Source organism: Kitasatospora sp. NPDC059673, from assembly GCF_042734215.1.
Classification (GTDB): Bacteria; Actinomycetota; Actinomycetes; order Streptomycetales; family Streptomycetaceae; genus Kitasatospora.
In genome coordinates this window covers 1-20,388 of sequence record NZ_JBHWEN010000007.1, presented here as the reverse complement: position 1 = coordinate 20,388, position 20,388 = coordinate 1, and the positions used below count along the sequence as shown (strand labels likewise).

Annotated in this window: 18 protein-coding genes and 1 riboswitch; of the genes, 11 read left to right on the top strand and 7 right to left on the bottom strand. The window is 71.5% G+C overall.

Annotation, left to right across the window (positions count from 1 at the left end):
* The first annotated feature begins 23 nt into the window (after nt 1-23).
* Genes ACFV18_RS10755 through ACFV18_RS10745 form a run of 3 tightly spaced genes read left to right on the top strand, consistent with a single transcriptional unit; the run spans nt 24 to nt 3,730 of the window.
* Nucleotides 24-926 (top strand): sugar ABC transporter permease, encoded by a 903-nt coding sequence (locus ACFV18_RS10755; protein WP_380481976.1) that lies wholly within the window; start codon nt 24-26, stop codon nt 924-926.
* 37 nt (nt 927-963) lie between these two features.
* Nucleotides 964-2,682 (top strand): glycoside hydrolase family 13 protein, encoded by a 1,719-nt coding sequence (locus ACFV18_RS10750; protein ID WP_380481584.1) that lies wholly within the window; start codon nt 964-966, stop codon nt 2,680-2,682.
* Nucleotides 2,683-2,707: 25 nt separating this feature from the next.
* On the top strand, nt 2,708-3,730 hold the full coding sequence (locus ACFV18_RS10745; RefSeq protein ID WP_380481583.1) for a LacI family DNA-binding transcriptional regulator: 1,023 nt from the start codon (nt 2,708-2,710) through the stop codon (nt 3,728-3,730).
* A gap of 150 nt (nt 3,731-3,880) precedes the next feature.
* On the opposite strand, the gene ACFV18_RS10740 is transcribed toward ACFV18_RS10745, so the two are convergent.
* Both ACFV18_RS10740 and ACFV18_RS10735 read right to left on the bottom strand, forming a co-directional pair.
* The gene (locus ACFV18_RS10740) at nt 3,881-4,078 is read right to left on the bottom strand and encodes a hypothetical protein (protein ID WP_380481581.1); all 198 of its coding nucleotides are present in this window, start codon (nt 4,076-4,078) and stop codon (nt 3,881-3,883) included.
* A 149-nt stretch (nt 4,079-4,227) separates the two neighbouring features.
* The gene (locus ACFV18_RS10735; RefSeq protein WP_380481579.1) at nt 4,228-5,484 is read right to left on the bottom strand and encodes a transglycosylase family protein; all 1,257 of its coding nucleotides are present in this window, start codon (nt 5,482-5,484) and stop codon (nt 4,228-4,230) included.
* A riboswitch (cyclic di-AMP (ydaO/yuaA leader) is annotated at nt 5,469-5,642 on the bottom strand. It overlaps the preceding gene by 16 nt.
* Nucleotides 5,643-6,140: 498 nt before the next feature.
* On the opposite strand from ACFV18_RS10735, the gene ACFV18_RS10730 reads away from it, so the two are divergent.
* The gene (locus tag ACFV18_RS10730; RefSeq protein WP_380481577.1) at nt 6,141-8,147 is read left to right on the top strand and encodes a hypothetical protein; all 2,007 of its coding nucleotides are present in this window, start codon (nt 6,141-6,143) and stop codon (nt 8,145-8,147) included.
* Between the two features lie 167 nt (nt 8,148-8,314).
* On the opposite strand, the gene ACFV18_RS10725 is transcribed toward ACFV18_RS10730, so the two are convergent.
* Nucleotides 8,315-9,211, bottom strand: coding sequence for a sirohydrochlorin chelatase (locus ACFV18_RS10725; protein ID WP_380481575.1), 897 nt, complete (start codon nt 9,209-9,211; stop codon nt 8,315-8,317).
* A gap of 348 nt (nt 9,212-9,559) precedes the next feature.
* On the opposite strand from ACFV18_RS10725, the gene ACFV18_RS10720 reads away from it, so the two are divergent.
* Nucleotides 9,560-9,802, top strand: coding sequence for a DUF397 domain-containing protein (locus ACFV18_RS10720; RefSeq protein WP_380481573.1), 243 nt, complete (start codon nt 9,560-9,562; stop codon nt 9,800-9,802).
* A 105-nt stretch (nt 9,803-9,907) separates the two neighbouring features.
* On the opposite strand, the gene ACFV18_RS10715 is transcribed toward ACFV18_RS10720, so the two are convergent.
* The gene (locus ACFV18_RS10715; protein WP_380481571.1) at nt 9,908-10,432 is read right to left on the bottom strand and encodes an ATP-binding protein; all 525 of its coding nucleotides are present in this window, start codon (nt 10,430-10,432) and stop codon (nt 9,908-9,910) included.
* 418 nt (nt 10,433-10,850) lie between these two features.
* On the opposite strand from ACFV18_RS10715, the gene ACFV18_RS10710 reads away from it, so the two are divergent.
* On the top strand, nt 10,851-11,717 hold the full coding sequence (locus ACFV18_RS10710; RefSeq protein WP_380481569.1) for a helix-turn-helix domain-containing protein: 867 nt from the start codon (nt 10,851-10,853) through the stop codon (nt 11,715-11,717).
* Nucleotides 11,718-11,964: 247 nt separating this feature from the next.
* Here the strand turns inward: ACFV18_RS10710 and ACFV18_RS10705 are convergent, their stop codons facing one another.
* A complete protein-coding gene (locus ACFV18_RS10705) occupies nt 11,965-13,434 on the bottom strand; it encodes an MFS transporter (protein ID WP_380481567.1) in 1,470 nt (489 codons plus the stop codon).
* Between the two features lie 88 nt (nt 13,435-13,522).
* Between ACFV18_RS10705 and ACFV18_RS10700 the strand changes: the two genes are divergently transcribed.
* The gene (locus tag ACFV18_RS10700; protein WP_380481565.1) at nt 13,523-13,942 is read left to right on the top strand and encodes a MarR family winged helix-turn-helix transcriptional regulator; all 420 of its coding nucleotides are present in this window, start codon (nt 13,523-13,525) and stop codon (nt 13,940-13,942) included.
* 89 nt (nt 13,943-14,031) lie between these two features.
* On the opposite strand, the gene ACFV18_RS10695 is transcribed toward ACFV18_RS10700, so the two are convergent.
* Nucleotides 14,032-14,979, bottom strand: coding sequence for a M56 family metallopeptidase (locus ACFV18_RS10695; RefSeq protein WP_380481563.1), 948 nt, complete (start codon nt 14,977-14,979; stop codon nt 14,032-14,034).
* A gap of 170 nt (nt 14,980-15,149) precedes the next feature.
* On the bottom strand, nt 15,150-15,701 hold the full coding sequence (locus ACFV18_RS10690; protein ID WP_380481561.1) for a DUF5134 domain-containing protein: 552 nt from the start codon (nt 15,699-15,701) through the stop codon (nt 15,150-15,152).
* A gap of 361 nt (nt 15,702-16,062) precedes the next feature.
* Here ACFV18_RS10690 and ACFV18_RS10685 point away from each other — a divergent pair, with 361 nt between their 5' ends.
* From ACFV18_RS10685 to ACFV18_RS10670, 4 genes are all read left to right on the top strand, one after another.
* Nucleotides 16,063-17,463 (top strand): DUF6421 family protein, encoded by a 1,401-nt coding sequence (locus tag ACFV18_RS10685; protein WP_380481559.1) that lies wholly within the window; start codon nt 16,063-16,065, stop codon nt 17,461-17,463.
* Complete coding sequence (locus ACFV18_RS10680; RefSeq protein WP_380481557.1) at nt 17,460-18,230, top strand: SDR family NAD(P)-dependent oxidoreductase; 771 nt, start codon at nt 17,460-17,462, stop codon at nt 18,228-18,230. The genes ACFV18_RS10685 and ACFV18_RS10680 overlap by 4 nt, the downstream gene beginning before the upstream one ends.
* Nucleotides 18,227-19,309: a threonine aldolase family protein gene (locus ACFV18_RS10675; RefSeq protein ID WP_380481974.1), complete on the top strand. Its 1,083-nt coding sequence runs from the start codon at nt 18,227-18,229 to the stop codon at nt 19,307-19,309. Before ACFV18_RS10680 ends, ACFV18_RS10675 begins: the two co-directional genes overlap by 4 nt.
* A 235-nt stretch (nt 19,310-19,544) precedes the next feature.
* The gene (locus ACFV18_RS10670) at nt 19,545-19,826 is read left to right on the top strand and encodes a hypothetical protein (RefSeq protein ID WP_380481555.1); all 282 of its coding nucleotides are present in this window, start codon (nt 19,545-19,547) and stop codon (nt 19,824-19,826) included.
* Nucleotides 19,827-20,388 lie beyond the last annotated feature (562 nt).

Here is a 20,388-nt window from a genome sequence, read left to right as displayed (position 1 = left end):
ACCAGGACCAGGCAGGTAGCCCGATGACCCTCACCGCCGACCGCCCCGCCACCGACCACCCGAAGCCGGCCGGACGACCCGGCAAGGTCCGGCTGCGCGGCCAGTCCACGCCGCTGGCCACCGTACTCACGCACGGCACCCTGATCGTCGCCAGCCTGGTCGCCCTGTTCCCGGTGCTGTACATCGCGTACATCTCGCTGGGCCCGGACGACATGGACTACCTGCACCCGGCGAAGATCATGGACAAGGCCACCCTGGCCAACTACAGCCGGGTACTGGGCGACACCGACTTCCTCAGCTGGTTCGGCAACTCGGCGATCGTGGCCGGCGGCACCACCGTGATCGGCGTGCTGATCGCCGCCACCACCGGCTACGCGGTCTCCCGGATGCGCTTCCCCGGCTACCGCCCGCTGATGTGGGCCCTGCTGGTCACCCAGATGTTCCCGATCGCCGTGCTGATCGTGCCGATGTACTACATCCTGTCCAACCTGCAGATGCTGGACAGCTACACCGGCCTGATCCTGGTCTACTCCACCACCACCGTGCCGTACTGCGCCTGGCTGCTGAAGGGCTACTTCGACACCATCCCGGTGGAGATCGACGAGGCCGGCCGGGTCGACGGGCTGTCGCCGTTCGGCGCCTTCTGGCGGCTGATCCTGCCGCTGGCCCGGCCGGGCCTGGCGGTGGCCGCGTTCTACTCCTTCCTCACCGCGTGGGGCGAGGTCGCCTTCGCCTCCACCTTCATGCTCTCGTCCAGCAAGTACACGCTGGCGGTCGGCCTGGCCTCGTTCGTCAGCGAGCACGACCACCAGTGGCAGCTGATGGCCGCCACCTCGGTGCTCATCGCCATCCCCGCCGCGATCGTCTTCTACCTGGTGCAGCGTCACCTGGTGACCGGTCTGACGGCCGGCGCGGCGAAGTCCTGACCCTCCGTTTCCACAGCACCCAAGGGATGACTGTCCAATGACCCAGAACCTGGCCGACGCCTCCCGGCCCGCCGCCGTTCCCGCCGCTCGGACGACTGCTGCGACCAATGGGGCCTCCAGAGGCGGCTGGTGGCGGGACGCGGTCATCTACCAGGTGTACCCGCGCAGTTTCGCCGACGGCAACGGGGACGGCATGGGCGACCTGCCCGGCATCCGCAGCCGTCTGCCCTACCTGCGCGACCTCGGCGTGGACGCGGTGTGGCTCTCGCCGTTCTACGCCTCCCCGCAGGCCGACGCCGGCTACGACGTCGCCGACTACCGCGCCGTCGATCCGATGTTCGGCACCCTGCTGGACGCCGACGGGCTGATCCGCGACGCCCACGACCTGGGCCTGCGGATCATTGTGGACCTGGTCCCCAACCACTCCTCCGACCAGCACGAGTGGTTCCAGCGCGCGCTGCGCGAGGGCCCCGGCTCCCCGCTGCGCGAGCGCTACCACTTCCGCCCCGGCAAGGGCGCGAGCGGTGAACTCCCGCCCAACGACTGGGAGTCCATCTTCGGCGGCCCCGCCTGGACCCGCAGCGACAACCCCGACGGCACCCCCGGCGAGTGGTACCTGCACCTGTTCGCCCCCGAGCAGCCCGACTTCAACTGGGACAGCCCCGCCGTCGCCGACGAGTTCCGCTCCATCCTGCGGTTCTGGCTCGACATGGGCGTGGACGGCTTCCGGATCGACGTCGCCCACGGCCTGGTCAAGGCCCCCGGCCTGCCCGACCTCGGCAGCCGCGACCAGCTGAAGCTGCTCGGCAACGACGTCATGCCGTTCTTCGACCAGGACGGCGTGCACGCCATCTACCGCAGCTGGCGCAAGATCCTCGACGAGTACCCCGGCGACCGGATCGGCGTCGCCGAGGCCTGGACCCCGACCGTCCAGCGCACCGCCAACTACGTCCGCCCCGACGAGCTGCACCAGGCGTTCAACTTCCAGTACCTGGGCACCGACTGGGACGCGGCGAAGCTGCGCGAGGTGATCGACCTCTCGCTCGACTCGATGCGCCCCGTCCAGGCCCCCACCACCTGGGTGCTGTCCAACCACGACGTCACCCGGCACGCCACCCGGTTCGCCAACGAGCCCGGCCTGGGCACCCAGATCCGCACCGCCGGCGACCGCGAGCTCGGCCTGCGCCGGGCCCGCGCGGCCACCCTGCTGATGCTCGCGCTGCCCGGCTCCGCGTACATCTACCAGGGCGAGGAGCTCGGCCTGCCGGACGTCACCGACCTGCCCGACGAGGTCCGCCAGGACCCGTCGTTCTTCCGGCAGGCCGGCCAGGACGGCTACCGCGACGGCTGCCGGGTCCCGATCCCGTGGTCCGGCAGCGAGGCGCCGTACGGCTTCGGCCCGGTGGCCGGCGGCCCGAGCTGGCTGCCGCAGCCCGCCGAGTGGGCCGAGCTCTCGGTAGAGGTCCAGACCGGTGACCCGACCTCGACGCTGGAGCTGTACCGCTCCGCGCTGACCGTGCGCCACCAGCAGCCCGCGCTCGGCGCCGGTACCGAGGTCGAGTGGCTGGCCGCCCCCGAGGGCGTGCTGATGTTCCGTCGCGAGGCCGCCGAAGGGTCGTTCGTGTGCACCGTGAACGTCACGGGGGAGAGCGTCAGCATCCCGGCGCCCGGCCGGCTGCTGCTGTCCTCGGCCGCCGTGGTGGCGGCCGAGCACACCGAACTCCCGGCCGACAGCACCGCATGGTGGGCGGTCTGAGGTGGTTGCAATAGGCTCTGGGCTCGTGACTACAGCGCGACTCTCCGACATCGCGGCGCAGGCGGGGGTCAGCGAAGCCACCGTCAGCCGCGTACTCAACGGTAAGGCGGGCGTCTCCGCGACCACCCGGCAGACGGTACTGGCCGCGCTGGACGTGCTCGGCTACGAGCGGCCCACCCGGCTGCGCCAGCGCAGCGCCGGGCTGATCGGCCTGATCACCCCCGAGCTCAGCAACCCGATCTTCCCCGCACTCGCCCAGGTCATCGAACAGGTGCTCAGCCGGCACGGCTTCACGCCGGTGCTGTGCACCCAGACCCCGGGCGGCTCCACCGAGGACGAACTCGTGGAGATGCTGGTCGAACGCGGCGTGGCGGGCATCGTGTTCGTCTCCGGACTGCACGCCGACACCACCGCCGACCACGACCGGTACGCCAAACTCTCCGGCCGTCAGGTCCCGTTCGTGCTGATCAACGGCTACAGCGAGAAGATCGCCGCGCCGTTCATCTCCCCGGACGACCGGGCGGCGATGTGGATGGCCGTCCAGCACCTGGTCGAACTCGGCCACGACCGGATCGGGCTGGCGGTCGGTCAGAAGCGGTTCGTCCCCGTGCTGCGCAAGATCGAAGGCTTCACCGCCGCGCTCCAGCAGCTCACCGGGCGCACCGCCGAAGAGGCCGGGGAGCTGATCCACCACACCCTGTTCAGCGTGGAGGGCGGGCACGCCGCCGCCCAGGCGCTGCTCGACAAGGGCTGCACGGCGATCGTCTGCGGCTCGGACATGATGGCGCTCGGCGCGATCCGCGCGGTGCGCCGGCGGGGACTGTCGGTGCCGCAGGACGTCTCGGTGGTCGGGTTCGACGACTCGCCGCTGATAGCGTTCACCGAACCGCCGCTGACCACCGTGCGGCAGCCGGTCGAGGCGATGGCCACCGCCGCCGTCGACGCCCTGCTGGAGGAGGTCGGCGGAAACCCGGCGCAGCGCTCGGAGTTCATGTTCCAGCCGGAGCTGGTGATGCGTGGCTCCACCGGCTCCGGTCCGCGCAACTGAGCTTGTTGGTGCGGTAGTTGCGGCCCTCGTTCGTTCGTCGGACGGGGGCCGCAGCGGTGTTCGGCCGGAGAGCTGCCCTGTCGCGGCGGTAGGCGGTGCCGAGGGCCTCTCGGCGTAACGGGTGTTGGCTCTGCGCCGGGCGTTGCCGGGTCAGTCTTCGACGGACGGGGCCGGGCCGGCGAAGCGTTCGCCGTCCCGGCTGCCGCCGGTGCGCGCCTGGGTGCGGCGGCCGGTGGACAGGTAGTCGCGCACCAGCAGCTCCACCGCGTCCTGCGGGCTGCTCACCCCGAGGCGCATCATCGCCTCCAGCGCGAGGTCCGCGTCCAGCGTGATCGTCACCTTCGCCATCGCACACCGCTCCAGGGTCTCGGGACCGCTTCCGGCCTTTGGCCTTCGGCCGAGAATAGGCCGCTGCCCCCGGAGCCGACCAGGGTCCCCGAGGGCAGCGGTGTCCGCGGTGCGGTCACCTCATGCGCGTGTGCGCGGTGTCAGGCGTTTCAGACCCGACCGGCGAAGTCCGGCGCCCAGTTGGCGATGGTCTCGGTCTTCACGCCGGACTTCGGGTTGGCGGCCTCGACGTACTTGCCGTCGCCGATGTAGATCGCCACGTGGTAGACGCCCGAGTTGGCGCCGTTGTTCGACCAGAACAGCAGGTCGCCCGGCTGCAGGCTGTTCAGCGAGACCCGGGTCGAGTAGTCGGCCTGGTCCGCGGCCACGCGCGGCAGGCTGATGCCGGCCTGGCGGAACGCGGCCTGGGTCAGGCCCGAGCAGTCCCAGCCGCCGTTGCCGGTGCCGCCGTAGATGTACGGCTGGCCGACCTTCGACAGCGCGAAGTCGACCGCCGCGGCCTTGGAGCCGGTCGCCTTGAGGGCGGTGGTGGCGGTCGTGGCGGTGGTGGCGGTCGTGGTGGTGGCGGGCTTGGCGGGGGTGCTCGGCTGCGCCGGGGCGGGGGTGCTCGGCGCCGGGGTCGAACCGGAGGACTTGCGGGCCGGGGCGGACTGCTTGGCCGGGGTCTCGGCGACCGCGACGTTGCCGAGCGCCAGCTTCTGACCCGGGTAGATCATGTCCGGGCCCTTGGTGAGGACGGAGCGGTTCAGCTCGTAGAGCTTCTCCCAGCCACCCTCGACGTTCTGGTGCTGGGCGATGGCGGACAGCCAGTCGCCCGCCACCACGGTGTAGCTGCCGGCGGCCTGGGCGCCCTGGTCGGCCTGCGGCTGGGCCGGGGCCTGCGGGCGGCTCTGGGCCTGGCCCTGACGCTGCTGCGGGGCCGCCTGCTGGGTCTGCTTCGGAGCCTGCGGCTGGGCGGCCGGCTTCGGGGCCTGGGTCTGGGCGGTGGTGGAGCCCGTGGAGGTGTTGACCTGCGGGGCGGCGCCGCCCTTGGTCAGACCGGCCTGGACGGAGCACACCGGCCAGGCGCCGGGGCCCTGGGAGGCGAGCACCTTCTCGGCGACGGCGATCTGCTGGTCCTTGGTGGCCAGGTCGGCGCGCGGGGCGTAGGCGGTACCGCCGAAGGCGGCCCAGGTGGAGGCGGTGAACTGCAGGCCGCCGTAGAAGCCGTTACCGGTGTTGATCGACCAGTTGCCGCTGGACTCGCACTGCGCGACCTTGTCCCAGGTGGCCACCGACGCGGCGGAGGCGGTACCCGCGGCCAGGCCGGGAACCGTGAGGCCGATGCCCACCACACCAGTGGTGGCGATCAGACGGCGGGCGCGCTTGGCGCTGATGGGCAGCATGAAGATGCGTTCCTCTCCCACGCCTGCGAGGTGAGCTGTCGGATTCGGGCTGGAGTTGCCCGGCCGCGCGCACCTCTCGGCGCGCCCGGCTTCACCCCAAGCCCCGGACCGGTCCGTCAGGACCGCCCCAGGGCGACTTACCTGGTTCCCCCGCCCCTGCCGCGGTGCGTTTCGCATGAGCCGGCCCACCCGGCGGCAGGATTCGGCGTTCCGGGCGAGCTGGGTCCGTGTGTCCACGAACGTGGGCAGGAGATTAAGCGGATTTAAGGACGATTCGCAAATTCCTGTGACGGCCGTCACCGGGCCCGGAAAATGCGATCAAGGAATTCCGGACGAACTCCGCTGTGCGTGGCCGGAACTGGGCTGCCGTCAGGAAGTTGTCGATCTTGTGCCCGTTTTGGGTGGTTATGGCACTTGTCAGGCGAAAGTTCACTTCTGTGGTTGTTTGGGAGTCAGTCGATGGGTGATTTGTGAGCTTCTGTCCACTCTGCTCCGGCGTCCAGGGCCCATTGCTGACGGGTCATGGAATTGCCCCCGTCACCCATTTCTGCCGAACTGGTGGATGACGGTACGTCAGAATGCTTAGTCGCCTCGGAAGTCGCCGATTTCCACCGAACCCGCCACCTATGCTGCCCCCGACGATTCGGAGTCCCTGCGCGTTTCGGGAGGCGGCCATCGTGGAGCAGTGGGAGAACGGGCGGCACCGGCGGCCGTTGCTGGGCCGGCGGCGAATGCTGACCTGGCTGGCGGTCGGGACGGTGACGGCCGTCGGTGGGGGAGTGGTGCTGCGGCAGTCGCTGGCCGGGGCGGAGCCGGTGGCGGGGGCGGTGGACCAGGGCGGGCGGAGGTGGTCGGACGCCAAGGGGTGGGGCGGGAAGGTGCCCGGGGCGGGGAGTGCCGTGCGGATCACCGACAAGGTGGTGCTGGACGGGGACGCCAAGGTCGGCTCGCTGCTGATCGACACCGGCGGGTCGCTGGTGTTCGCCACCGACCGGTCGCTGACGCTGGAGAGTACCGGCAACGTCGAGGTCCGCGGCACGCTCGCGCTCGCGCCCGAGGCGGCGCACACCCATACGTTGCGCTTTCCCGACATCGACGAGCGCCGTTTCCAGGGCGGCGGCATGAGCGTCGTCGACACCGACACCGGCCTGTGGGTCACCGGCCGCGGCTACCTGCGGCTGGACGGCGCGCCCCGCACGGCGTGGGTGCGGGCCGCCACCGAGCTGAAGGCAGGGGACGCCGTGCTGAAGCTGGCGGCCGCACCCGAGGGCTGGCAGGTGGGTGACGAACTCGCCGTCACGCCGACCGCGCCGCCCGACGCCGAGGGCTTCTCCGATTCCTACGACCTGGTGACGGTCCAGCGGGTGGACGGCCCGAACGTCACCCTCACCGCTCCGCTCCAGCACGCCCACCCGCGGGTGAGCCTCGGCGGCGGGGCGGTGTTCGGCGCGGAGGTGCTCAACCTGACCCGCAACGTCCGGGTCGAGGGCACCGAGCAGGGGCGGGCGCACGTCCATCTGACGTCCAGCCGGCCGGCCGACGTCCGGCATGCGGCGCTGCGCCGGGTCGGGCCGCGGGCGGTGGGGAAGGAGAAGTGGAACGGGCAGCCCGTGAGCGAACCGGTGCTCGGACGGTACGGGCTGCACTTCCACATGCTGCTGGACACCTCGCGCGGCACGGTGGTCGAGGGCGTGGTGGTCCGCGATGCCGGCAGTCACGCGTTCGTGCCGCACAACAGTCACGGGATCACCTTCCGCGGCTGCATCTCCCACAACACCTTGGAGGACGCGTACTGGTGGGACGGCCCGATCGACACCCGCACCCCGCAGGGGCCGTCCGACGACATCGCCTACGTGGGGTGCGTCGCCTCCCGGACGGTGTTCGAGCCCAACCCGCGCGGCTACCGGCTGACCGGGTTCAGTCTCGGCGCGGGCACCGGCTCCTCGGCGAGGGACTGCGTGGCCGTCGGCGTGCAGGGCGCCACCGGTGCCTCCGGGTACGAGTGGCCGGAGACCAGCGAGGGAGTGTGGACGTTCGAGAACTGCCTGGCGCACAACAACCTGGAGAACGGCATCTTCGTCTGGCAGAACTCCGAACACCCGCACACCGTCACCCGGTTCGCCGCCTACCACAACGGCGGCTGGGGCATCGAGCACGGCGCCTACCTGAACGACTTCGCGTACACCGCGTCGGTGCTGTACGGCAACGCCGCCGGCGGGATCGCCGTCCATGCGCTCGGCCGCGACAAGGGCACCGTGTTCGACGGGCTGCTGATCGACGCCGCCGGGCAGTCCGACTACGCGGTGGCCACCCTCAAGCACCAACTCGACGGCGAACTCGTCACCTTGAGCCGCAGCCGGCTGACCGGCCACCGCAAGGCCGGGGTGGCGTTCCGGGCCACCGGGGACGGCAAGCCCGACGACATCGCGGTGCTGGACTGCGAGTTCGGCGACGGCCCCGAGCTGTGGCTCGACCCGGACGCGCCCGCGCCCAAGCAGATCCTGTTCCGCAGGGCCGGGCAGTCGGAGACCCTCGCGCTCGGCAAACCCCGCCCCGGCCTCGCCGCCGGACCGTGGAGCGCCGCCACCAGCCCCGCGACCGCGCCCACACCGCCCCGTCAGGTGGAGCTGCCCACGCTGAAGTTCACCGACGGCGCGCCGCGCACCGGGCGCGTCACCGGCTGAGCGCCCGCACGCGTCACCGGCCGGGCGCGTTACCGTCCGGGCGCCCGCACGCGTCACCGGCTCGGCGCCCGCCCGTACGCGTCCAGGGCCTGGGCCGGAACGAAAGCACGACGGGCGGGAACGCGTCGATGCGCTGCTCCCGCCCGTCGCGGTCCTCGGGTGACGCGTCAGCGCGCCGCGTGCGCTCCCGGCGTGGTGCGCTGCTCGGCGGCGGCCTCGGCGGCCTCCAACTGCTCCTGGGTGGGCTCGGGGAGCGCCGCCAGGTAGCTGGAGGCGATCAGCTGAGCCACCGTCGGGTAGGCGCCGATCGGGGCGGCGCTCGGGCAGCCGGTCTCCTCGGCGGCCGCGGCCAGCAGCTCCGGGTCGGCCTCGGGGCCGATCACCAGCGGGGCCAGCGCGGGGCGCTCGCAGCCGGTCGACTTCAGGTGCGCGACGGCCGCGGCGACCGAGCCGGGCACGTCCAGCGCGGCGGGGACCACCGGCACGGCGAGCCGGGCGGCCAGCAGCACACCGGTGATGCCGGCCGCGGCCGCGGCCTCCTCACCACCGGTGGTGGTCAGCACCACGCCGTCGGCGGCGGTGGCGATCGCGAACAGGCGGGCGCGGTCGGCGCGGGCCAGGTCCGCCTCGGACAGGCGCACGTGCACCGCCTCGGCCAGCAGCGGGTGCGGGCCCAGCGGGTCCAGCACCTGGGCGCCGGTCTCGGCGGCCGACTTGTGCAGCTCCGGCAGGAACTCGTGCGGCCCCGGAACCAGCGGCAGCACCACCGGCGCGCTCCGGCCGGCCTCCGCGGCCGCGTTCAGCAGATCGGCCACCGTCGAGGCGTCCTCGCCGCCCAGGTAAGCGGCCGTCACCTCGATGCCCGGCTGGTCGCCGCGCACGACGGACAGCAGCTCGTCGACGACCGGACGGGTCTCCGGCCCGGCGACGGCCGGAACCGCCAGCACCAGGGCAGGCGAACCGGCCATGATCTCGGGGCGCTCGGGACGGCGGTGGCGCCCCCGCGCACGGGAGCCTGGCGTACGGACGGGCAGTGGCGCGCCCGGGATGGCTGCGGTGCTCATGCGCCAGATCGTAGGTCATTGCCCAGCGTGCCTTGCAGCCGGATGCCGACAGTGGGCGGCTTTCCGCCAGGAAGTGACGGTCATCACAGCGCGAGTTGTGACTGGCTGTGAGGCGTGGGACGGGCGGTGATGATCGACAACGCGCTGACGGCTGTGTGCGGACGGTCATGGATCGGATTCCGATTCGCCCGGCTGTGTCCGCTTACGCACCGTCAATTGCGTTCTCGTGAAGGCTTGGTGACGGCATCGGCACGTTCTTCTGCACGGGAAATATCCCATGCTGATGCACGTGCAGCCGAGCTATCATCACGTCAAGTGAGGCATTCACCAGGGTCTGGGGAGAAAACGATGGGTGAGGCGTACAACGGCATGGCGGCGACGGACCTCGAGGGCGTGGTCTGGCAGAAGAGCGGCTACAGCAACTCGAAGGGCAACTGCGTCGAGTTCGCCGCGCTGCCGAACGGTGACGTCGCGATGCGCAACTCGCGCTTCCCCGACGGGCCGGCGCTGGTCTACACCCGGGCGGAGATCGACGCGATGCTGCTCGGCGTGAAGGACGGGGAGTTCGACCACCTGGGCAGCGCGCTCTGACGGCGTGTCAACGGCCGTACAGTCGGGCCGTCGTGGGAGATCCCGCGACGGCCTTCTTGCTTTCCTGGTCTCGGCCGCGGAGGAGAGAAGAAGGGGAGCGGCGCGTCAGGCGGAGCGGCGGTGCCGGCCGAGGTTCGGCAGCGGGGGCTCGATGGCGGCCTGCGACGCGGGGGCGTCGAACAGTGCCCACACCACCTTGCCCGCGCCCGCCAGCGGGTGCCAGCCCCAGGAACGGGAGAAGGAGTCCACCAGGTGCAGGCCGCGGCCGGACTCCGCCACGAAATCGGCCTCGCGGGCGATCGGGCCGGCGCTGGACGGGTCGCTCACCGCGCACACCACCTGTGGGGCCCGGTGCACCAGGCTGATCCGGATCGGCAGTGAGCCGACGGCCGGTTGCGGAGTGATCTGGGCCGGGACGCGGGACGGCTCGTGCTGGCCGAGTGCGTGCCGCAGCGCGTTGGTCACCAACTCCGAAGCCACCAGGGCCACATCGTCGAAGAGATCGCCGAGGCCCCAGGTGTCGAGGGTGATCCGGGCGAACTCCCGCGCGGTGCGCACGGCTTCGAACCGGGGAGCGAGGGTGCAGCTGACCACATGCGGGTCGGTCGCCACGGCGGTACCGGTGCTCATGAAGAGCTCCTCCCATAAGGGGGCGGACACGGCGGGACCCACCGGGGTCATGCCGGTCACCTCCGACTCGCTCGGCCGCTCTGCCGCCGCGCCCGACCGCTGCGCGCACACGCAAGTACCCAGCGACGCACGGGCGTTGCCGGGACGGGTGTGCGGAATCGCGCAAGCTGTCGACGCGGAGCCCGCGGGGTTGCCAAGGGCGTGCAAGTGCACGTGCACCATGGTCCTCTGCGCTCACGGCAGATGCAAGAGTCGATTCACGTGCAGTCGTGCGATTGGCATATGCATGCACCGGATGCACGTGCAAGATGGTGTCCGTGTGTCAGAAGCGGTAGCCCCGCGCACCACTACCGGCACTCAGTGCGTCCAAGTGATGGCAGACTGTGCAACTGGTCTTTCCGAGTGGAGGTTTGGTCAGATGACCACAGTGCAGCCCGGTGGGGGCTCGATGGTGCGCCGCATCCTCCTCGGCTCCCAGCTCCGCCGGCTTCGGGAGGGCTGCGCGATCAGCAGGGAGGACGCGGGCTACGCGATCCGCGCCTCGGAGTCCAAGATCAGCCGGATGGAACTCGGCCGGGTCTCCTTCAAGGAACGTGACGTCGCCGACCTGCTCAGCCTCTACGGCCTGGCCGGCGGCGCCGAGCGGGAGACCCTGCTCGCCCTGGTCCGCGAGGCCAACAAGTCCGGCTGGTGGCACAGTTACAACGACGTGCTGCCCAACTGGTTCCAGACCTACATGGGATTGGAGGAGGCCGCCGCACTGATCCGCACCTACGAGGTGCAGTTCGTTCCCGGCCTGCTCCAGTGCGAGGAGTACGCCCGGGCGATCTTCGCGCAGACCCGGCCCGTGCTCGCCGACGACGAGATAGAACGCCGGGTCGCGCTGCGCGCCCGGCGGCAGAAGCTGCTCACCGAGGGCCGCGGCCCCAAGCTGTGGGCCGTCATCGACGAGGCCGCGCTGCGCCGCCCGGTCGGTGGCCCCGAGGTGATGCGCGCCCAGCTGGAGCACCTGGTGGAGCTCGCCCAACTCCCCAGCGTGGTGCTCCAGGTGATGCCCTTCCGGTTCGGCGCGCACGCCGGTGAGAGCGGCGCGTTCTCGGTGCTGCGCTTCCCCGAGCAGGACCTGCCGGACGTGGTCTACCTGGAGCAGCTCACCAGCGCGCTGTACCTGGACAAGCGCGACGATGTGGACGAGTACGTGCAGGTGATGGAGCGGCTCTGCGTGGACAGCCTGACCCCGCAGCAGACCCTCGACCTGCTCCAGGGCATCCTCAAGAGCCAGTGACGGCAGGGGCCTTCGGTGCTCGGCGGGCCGTCTGTGACTGACGGCACATCAGGGCAGGGCCCGCGCCGCGGCGGCCCGGCCGCAGTTCGGTATCGGCGGGGCCGAGTGGATTGACCGGGGCCCGGCAAGCTGCCATGGTGACTGCGCCGCAGTCCGCCCGGCCCAGCGGGCCAGGTACGGGTGGCGTTCCGGCTCCACCAACACGGGGGTTTGGTGGAGCCGGCTCCGACATCCTGGTGGACGGTGCTCAGCGCTCCGACAGCACCTCCTCCCCCAGCGGCCGGTAGCGGTAGTCCGGCACGGAGGCGGGTGCGGCGACGGCCTTGCGGCGGCTGCCGCGCAGTGCGCCGGTGAGCGCGATCAGCAGGCCGAGCGTGGTAGTGCCCGTCACCAGCAGCAGGGCGGGCCGGTATCCGGCGAGTTGGGCGTGCGCGTCGGTGCCGCTGCCGGTGCCGGCGGTGAGCACCGCGGTGGTGACAGCCAGGACTATCGCGCCGCCCACCTGGAGCGCGGTGTTCACCAGGCCCGAGGCGAGGCCCTGTTCGTCGTCCGTCACGCCGCTGGTGGCGGCCACATTGATGGAGGGGAAGGCGAGCGCGAAGCCCGCGCCGATCAGCAGCATGCTGGGCAGCACCAGGCCGAGGAAGGAGCTGTGCTCGTCCAGCCGCAGGAAGAGCGCGTAGCCGAGGACCATCGAGACGACGCCGACCGGGAGCACCCGCTCCGGGCCGAACCTGTCCAGCAGGCGGCTGACCGAGCCGGCCGAGAAGGCGACGATCGCGCCACCGGGCAGCAGGCCGAGCGCCGTCTCCAGCGCCGACCAGTCGAGCAGCCGCTGCAGGTACAGCGTGGCCACGAACTGGAAGCCCGCGTAGGAGCCCATCAGCGTCAGCGCCGTCAGATTGGCCCGGCGGACGCCCGCGTTGCGGAAGATGCCGAGCCGCACCAGCGGGTGCGCGGTGCGCGCCTCGATCAGCAGGAAGGCCGCGGCCAGCGCGGCCACCAGCAGCAGCGAGCCGAGCGTGCGCAGCGACAGCCAGCCCGCGCCCTGCGCCTCCGTGACCGTGAAGACCAGCAGCAGCACGGCGGCGGTGCCGGTGATCGCGCCCGCGATGTCGTAGCCGCCGGAGCTGCGCTGCTCGCCGTGCTGGCGGGGCAGCAGCTTGACGCCGGCGAGCAGGGCGATCAGCGCGATCGGGACGGGCATCAGGAACGTCAGCCGCCAGCCGGCCGACGTCAGCAGCCCGCTGATCACCAGGCCGAGCGAGAAGCCGGCGGCGGAGCAGGTGGTGTAGATGGACAGCGCGCGGTTGCGGGCCGGGCCCTCGGCGAACGTGGTGGTGATGATGGAGAGGCCGGCCGGGGCGGTGAACGCGGCACTGACGCCCTTCAGGAAGCGGGCGCCGATCAGCAGCGGGCCGCTGTCGACCAGGCCGCCGAGCAGCGAGGCGCCGGCGAACACGGCGAGGGCTATCAGGAACACCCGGCGACGGCCGAGCAGATCGGCGGCGCGACCGCCGAGCAGCAGCAGACCGCCGTAGCCCAGGACGTAGCCGCTCACCACCCACTGCAGGGCGGAGTCGGAGAGATGCAGGTCGGCGCCGATCGAGGGCAGGGCGACGCCCACCATCGAGACGTCGAGGGCGTCCAGGAACATGGCGGCGCAGAGCACCACCAGGGCGCCCCAGAGGCGTGGGGTCCATCGCGTGTCGGTCATGGCACCGTACGCTACATGCATATGCATGGGATGCAAGTGCATTTAATGTAGCTGCAACAGATGCGTACGCATGTGCTAACCTGGCGGCGTGACCGACCTAGATCCGGATCGTGACCCAGAGGCGGAGACGGCGCTGGCCGAGAAGTGGCGCGCCGTGCTGGCCAGCCATGCGACCACGTCCTGTGCGATAGACCGCGAGCTCGGCGAGACCTTCGGACTCGGCGTCAGCGAGTTCGAACTGCTGGAGCGCCTCTGGGAGTACGAGCAGGAGGAGCACCTGACGGGCTCGCGCGCCCAGGTGCTCTCCGAGAGCGTGCACCTCAGCCAGAGCGCCTTCTCCCGGCTGGTCGCCCGGATGGAGAAGGCCGGCCTGGTGCAGCGCTCGATGTGCGCGGACGACCGCCGGGGCATCTTCATCACGCTCACCGACGAGGGCCGCGAGCGCTACCGCAAGGCCCGCCCCGTGCACCGCCGGATCCTCGCCGAGAAGCTCGGCGGGCAGGGCTGAGGGCGCGGCCGCAGGGTCTGTCCGGTCGATCCTGTCGGATCGGTGGGCGGCGGCGCGCGCCCCGCAGGATCGGCCGGGCAGGCCCCGGTTCAGAGCAGGGTCGAGAGCCCCGGTGCGGCCGCGATCAGCGCCGCCGTCACGGGTGCGGCCAGCGCCGCCAGCGTCCAGCCCAGCCGGGCCCGGCGCGACAGCCGGGGCTCGCCCAGCAGCAGCCGGTCCACCCGGGCCGGCGACTGCGCCAGCTGCCGCGGCGGGCAGGACGCGAACACCTCGCTGTTCAGCTCCGCCAGCGCCAGCGCGGTGGTCACCCGCCCGTGCCGCCGGGCGGCCCGGTCGTCCGCCGCCAGCTCCGCCAGCACCGCCACCTGGTCGCGGAACTCGGAGAACACCCCCACCCCCGGAAAGCCCGTCGCCAGCGCCTGCGCACACTGCGTCAACCAGTGGTGCCGGGCCCGGACATGGCCCCGCTCGTGGCTCAGCACCGCCGCCAGCTCCCGGTCCGACAGCTGCTGCAGCGCCCCCGTGGTCACCACCAGCCGGGCCTGCGGCCCGGGCAGCGACCAGGCCTGCGGCCGGACGTTCTCCAGCACCACCAGCGGCTCCTTGGCCGGCCGCCGACGCGGCAGCAGCGAGGGGGGCAACTCGGGGGCCCGCCGCGCCAGTTGGGTATGACGGTGGCCGCGCTCCGCGCGCGCCGAACGGATCTCCCGGGCCAGCGACAGCGCCGTCCACAGCCCGCCCGCCGCCAGTACCGCCGCCGACAGCCGGCCCCAACCCTCCCGGCCGGCCAGGCCGTACGCCTCCACCACCCCGTCCGGGGCGCCCGAGAACACCACGTCCCGCCAGGCCGGCAGAGCTGCCGCACTCGCCAGCAACAGGCTCAGCACGCAGCACAACAGCACCGCGACCACCAGCATCTGCCACACCAGCAGGGCCAGCACCGGTTCTCGCTCGGGCCAACGGGCCCGGGCCAGGCGGCTCGGCGCCACGGTGGCGAGCAGCAGTCCGAGCAGCAGCAGGCTCAGCAGTGCCGTCATGGCAGAAGCCCCCCGAGGCGGGTTTTCGAGGCGCGGCAGTGCGCCTCCCCCCAACCTATGCCGCCTCACGCCGACGGGGAACGGCCGGGTGCCTCCAGTGACCAACACCACGTCCCCGCAGGGTTTCGGACGCCCCGTCAGCCATCCGCGACGGGGGCCCCGAAGAGGGGTCACATGGTCAGCAGCATCGCGAACATCCCGATCCCCATCGCCGCCCGGCAGGCCCGCGGCAGCGGCGCCGCCACCGTCGCGCCGCCCGCCGCGATCACCCGGCTGCCCTCCCACAGGGCATAGCCGCCGAAGTACACCAGCAGCAGCCCCGTCACCACCGGCAGCCCGGCCGGCTCCCCGTGATGACCGGCGTGCCCGCCCGGCGCGCCGCCGGCCATCGCCAGCGCCATGTACGCCATCGCCAGCGCGCCGATCCCGTGGTGCAGCCGGTGCGCCCGCAGCCCGGCCCCGCTGCGTCCGGCGAGCGCGCCGACCAGCAGCGCCGCCGCCAGCAGCGCGTACGGCCAGCCCCAGGCGACCCCCGGCAGCAGCGCCATCCCGGCCATGCCCAGTCCCATCGCCGCCTCCAGCAGGTCCGACTCGCGGCGGGCCGGTCGCTCGCCCCCGCAGGCCGCGCCCTGCCGACCCCGCCGTAGCCGCCACCCGCAGTAGCCGCCGCTGCCCGTGGCCAGCGCCGCCAGCAGCCAGTTCACCAGCGCCGGACCGTGCATCGCCTCCCCCTCCGGCCGGATGTGCGCGCCCACCCCACGATCACCGACCCCGACCGGGCGCAGCAGGGCGTGAACGGGGGCGCACCGAGGCTCGGGCGGTCCCGCGGCGGGCGTGCGCGCGGCACCCGGCGCGGCCGGCGGTGACGCTCCGGTGGTCCCCGGTGGCGGTGAGTTCGGGGGCGGGGCAGGGTCGGCCGTACCGGAAGCAACGCCGGATCTGTCCGTTTCATCCAACTCGTCAGGGAGCGGAGTCGATCGCGCTACGAACTGGAGCGTCCGCCGTCAACTTGCTCTTGAGCCGGAAGACCTTTCGCATTTAACGTGGTCTTGTCGAAATAACTCCTGTCGAAGTGAGCCTGAGATGCAGAATCTTTCGCCGACTCTCGCGGCTGCGGGTGACGCCCCCACCGCCGACCTCGCCGTGCACCCGGCCTGGCTGCGCCTCAAGGACGCCGTCGAGGCCCTCCGGCCCCTGCAGTCCAAGGACGGCTCGATCGACCTCGCCGCCGTGCCGCGCGCCACCGTCGATCCGCTGGTCGAGACCGTGCAGGCCGCCGTCGCCGAGCTCGCCCCGTACTTCCCGCACGACGCCGAGTACCTCGCCGCCGTCCGGACCGACCTCGGCAAGTGGGCCGACACCGGCTACCGGGAGCCCGACTTCCTGGACTCGCTGATGGCCTTCCGCCCCGACGAGCAGCGCGTCGACGGCATCGGCCACCTGGTCGTCTTCCCGATGTACACCCAGAACGGCAACCCGAACCGGAACCTGGAAGCCGTCCTGCTGAAGGTCGTCTGGCCCGAGTGGATCGCCGAGCTGGAGAAGACCCGCTTCGACAACCCGGGCTACCTCGGCATCACCTTCGACGACTTCACCGCCGGCTACGACACCAACTCCGCGGTGCTGTTCCCCGAGACGGTGGCCGTCCGCGAAGCGCCGGAACGTTTCACCTGGGGCGGCATCTTCTGCGACCGCGAGGCCGCCCGCTTCCGCACCGTCTCCACCAGCGCCGTCCGCCAGCTCGGCCTGGACATCCCCGCCGACGCGGCGAGCCTGCTCCAGGACCAGGACCGCGTCCAGCAGACCTTCGTCCTGTGGGACCTGGTCCACGACCGCACCCACAGCCACGGCGACCTGCCCTTCGACCCGTTCATGATCAAGCAGCGCAGCCCGTTCTGGATGTACGGCCTCGAAGAGCTCCGCTGCGACCTGAACACCTTCAAGGAGTCGGTCAAGCTGGAGGCCGAGGGCTACACCCAGGGCCGCGACGTCCAGTACGCCGTCCTGTTCGACCGGATGTTCCGCTTCCCGGTCACCGGCGACCGCGTCCGCAACTACGACGGCATGGGCGGCCAGCTGCTCTTCGCCTACCTGCACAAGCACGACGCGCTGCGCTGGCGCGACAACCGCCTCACCATCGACTGGTCGCGCGTCGCCGAGGTCACCAACCAGCTCTGCGCCGAGATCGAGACCCTCTACCGCGAGGGCATCGACCGGCCCAAGACCGCCCACTGGATCGCCGCCTACCAGCTGGTCTCCAAGTACCTCACCCCGCACCCCGCCTCCACCTGGGCCAAGGGCCCCGAGGCACTCCCGCTCGACCTCGGCGACGACAAGGCACTGCGCAAGGCGCTGTGCGACGCCGTCCACCCCGACGAGTTCCCGCTCAGCATGTTCTACGAGGCCCTGGCCAAGAAGCTCAGCCGGGTCATCGCCGACACCAAGGGCATCACCAGCGCCGACGTCGAGGAGATCGCCGCGTGACCACCGCACCCGCCACCGACAACGGCCGCCCGCTGGCCGGCAAGGTCATCGCCGTCGCCGGAGCCAGCGGCCCCGCCGGCCAGGCCACCCTGCGCCGCCTCGCCGCCGACGGTGCCACCGTGATCGGCGCCGACATCGACCAGCAGCGCCTCGACAAGGCCATCGACGGCATCCGCACCGCCGTCCCCGGCGCACAGATCACCGGGCAGGTCATCGACCTGCTCGACCCGCAGGAAGTCCACGACTGGGCCGACCACCTCGAAGCCGAACACGGCCACGTCGACGGCCTGATCCACCTGGTCGGCGGCTGGCGCGGCAGCAAGACCTTCTTCGAGACCCGGATAGACGACTGGGACTTCCTGCACGACACCGTCGTGCGCACCCTCCAGCACACCTCGCTGGCCTTCCAGCCCGCCCTGCTGCGCAGCCCCGCCGGCCGCTACGCCATGGTCTCGGCCGCCGCCGCGCACAAGCCCACCGGCGGTGGCGCCGCCTACGCCGCCGCCAAGGCCGCCACCGAGGCCTGGACCCTCGCCATGGCGCACTCCTTCACGAAGGAGACCACCGCCGAGGACGGAACCCCCACCGCCGCAGCTGCCATCCTGGTCATCAAGGCCCTGGTCAGCCCCGAGATGCGTGCCGAGAAGCCGGACGCCAAGTTCCCCGGCTTCACCGACACCGCCGACCTGGCCACCACCATGGCGGGCCTCTGGGACCGCCCCGCAGCAGAACTGAACGGACAGCACCTGTGGCTGACAGCCCGATGACCACCCCCTTCGGCCCGACCGACGCGGTGCGGCACCACGACCCCGCCGTGCGCGGCTTCGCCAGCGACAACTACGCCGGCGTCCACCCCGAGATCCTCGCCGCGATAGCCCTGGCCAACGACGGTCACCAGATCGCCTACGGCGAGGACCAGTACACCGAGCACCTGCAGACCGTCTTCCGCCGCCACTTCGGCGACCGGGCCGAGGCGTTCCCCGTCTTCAACGGCACCGGCGCCAACGTGGTCGCGCTGCAGGCCCTGCTGCCGCGCTGGGGTGCGGTGATCGCCGCCGCCACCGCGCACATCAACGTGGACGAGTGCGGCGCGCCCGAGAAGCTCGCCGGCATCAAGATCCACACCGTCCCCACCCCCGACGGCAAGCTCACCCCCGAGCTGATCGACCAGCAGGCCTGGGGCTGGGGCGACGAGCACCGGGCCCAGCCGCTCGCCGTCTCCATCACCCAGTCCACCGAACTCGGCACCCTCTACACGGCCGACGAGGTCCGCGCGATCTGCGAGCACGCCCACGAACGCGGCATGCTCGTCCACATGGACGGCTCCCGGCTCGCCAACGCCGCCGCCTCCCTCGGCGTCCCGTTCCGCGAGTTCACCACCGACGCCGGCGTCGACGTGCTCTCCTTCGGTGGCACCAAGAACGGCCTGCTGCTCGGCGAGGTCGTGGTCGTCCTCAACCCCGAGAAGGTCCGCGACCTCAAGTACCTGCGCAAGATGTCGATGCAGCTCGCCTCGAAGATGCGCTTCGTCTCCGTCCAGTTCGAGGCCCTGCTCACCGGCGACCTCTGGCTCCGCAACGCCGGCCACGCCAACGCGATGGCGCTCCGCCTGGAGGCCGCCGTCCGTGAGATCCCCGGCGTCACGGTCGTCCGCCCCGTCCAGGCCAACGCCGTCTTCGCGATCCTCCCGCGCGAGGTCAGCGAGCGCCTCCAGAAGAGCTACCGCTTCTACTTCTGGGACGAGCACACCGGCGAGGTCCGCTGGATGGCCGCCTTCGACACTACCGAGGCCGACATCGACGCCTTCGCCGCCGCGATCGCGGAGGAGATGGGGCGCCAGGGCTGACGGGCCGCTTTCTGGTGGCTCGAGCGTGCGACGGCCGGTTCGGAAGAGAACTTCCGGGCCGGCCGTCGCGCGTGTTCGCGGCGGGGGCGGGGTGCCTGGTGTCGGCGCGGGTGGTGCCTGGTGCCTGGTGTCTGGTGTCGGCGCGGGTGGTGCCTGGTGCCTGGTGCCTGGTGCCTGGTGCCTGGTGCCTGGTGTCGGTGGGGCTGGGGACGGTGCGCGGCCATGGACGCCGCGCTTGGGGCACCTGCTGGCCCGTCATGGCCGGGCCGACGAGGCGTTCGTCCTGCTGAGCACAGGAATTGACGACCACTTTCTTGTCCAGGCCCTGGTCGACATCGCGGGACTCGCCGGTCGCGACGAGGACACAGCCGAGCTGCTGCTCTCCCGAACCCCGGCCGGACAGCACGGCGACGGCGCACGACACTGCCGCGGCCTCGACCCCGACACTGCGTCGGTGACGGCCGCGACCTCGGCCGGTCGCGGATGCTGTGGCCGCACTTCAGCTGCCCACACCTGAACCGGTGCCACCCCGGTGGGCCGAAGACCTTGCCGTCTCCGACGAGCCTCCCGTTCTGAGCTTGGGCGCCTGGGTGGGGAGCGTTCCGGGTCGGCTCGTGCGGGTGTTTGCACCCGGGGTGAATCCGGCGTAGTGTTCACTGGTCGCTCGGCAGGGAGCACCGGACACGCATCTGTGTGGACGGTCCCGGGGCGGCCAATCCTTGAGAACCACCCAGTTGATCCGTGACGGGTCGCGTCCTTTTCGCGTCTCCGTTCATATGTGCTGTGCGCGTTTTCGGAGATTGCGGCGGATTCGCTTTTCGGAGCGGGGATCGGCTAGAGTTTGAAACGTCGGACGGGCCGTCAGGTCGGGAAGACGAGAGCGAGTCGGAATGAATGAAACTCCGGAAAACGGAGCGGAAAACATCTGATAGGCTGGAAACACGAAAGAACGAAGCGCCCGGAGGGCAGGTCGGAAGGCCGCCTGAAGGAAGTGTCCGTTCCTTGAGAACTCAACAGCGTGCCAAAAGTCAACGCCAGATATGTTGACATCCCCGGCCGGTCCGTCTGGATCGGTTGGA

Bases quoted from the DNA above. Each gene is read 5' to 3' on its own strand.
- ACFV18_RS10690 (WP_380481561.1), bottom strand. From the start codon at position 15,701: ATGCACGGTCCGGCGCTGGTGAACTGGCTGCTGGCGGCGCTGGCCACG.
- ACFV18_RS10685 (WP_380481559.1), top strand. From the start codon at position 16,063: ATGCAGAATCTTTCGCCGACTCTCGCGGCTGCGGGTGACGCCCCCACC.
- ACFV18_RS10710 (WP_380481569.1), top strand. From the start codon at position 10,851: ATGACCACAGTGCAGCCCGGTGGGGGCTCGATGGTGCGCCGCATCCTC.
- ACFV18_RS10725 (WP_380481575.1), bottom strand. From the start codon at position 9,211: ATGAGCACCGCAGCCATCCCGGGCGCGCCACTGCCCGTCCGTACGCCA.
- ACFV18_RS10695 (WP_380481563.1), bottom strand. From the start codon at position 14,979: ATGACGGCACTGCTGAGCCTGCTGCTGCTCGGACTGCTGCTCGCCACC.
- ACFV18_RS10675 (WP_380481974.1), top strand. From the start codon at position 18,227: ATGACCACCCCCTTCGGCCCGACCGACGCGGTGCGGCACCACGACCCC.
- ACFV18_RS10715 (WP_380481571.1), bottom strand. From the start codon at position 10,432: ATGAGCACCGGTACCGCCGTGGCGACCGACCCGCATGTGGTCAGCTGC.
- ACFV18_RS10720 (WP_380481573.1), top strand. From the start codon at position 9,560: ATGGGTGAGGCGTACAACGGCATGGCGGCGACGGACCTCGAGGGCGTG.
- ACFV18_RS10740 (WP_380481581.1), bottom strand. From the start codon at position 4,078: ATGGCGAAGGTGACGATCACGCTGGACGCGGACCTCGCGCTGGAGGCG.
- ACFV18_RS10705 (WP_380481567.1), bottom strand. From the start codon at position 13,434: ATGACCGACACGCGATGGACCCCACGCCTCTGGGGCGCCCTGGTGGTG.
- ACFV18_RS10755 (WP_380481976.1), top strand. From the start codon at position 24: ATGACCCTCACCGCCGACCGCCCCGCCACCGACCACCCGAAGCCGGCC.
- ACFV18_RS10750 (WP_380481584.1), top strand. From the start codon at position 964: ATGACCCAGAACCTGGCCGACGCCTCCCGGCCCGCCGCCGTTCCCGCC.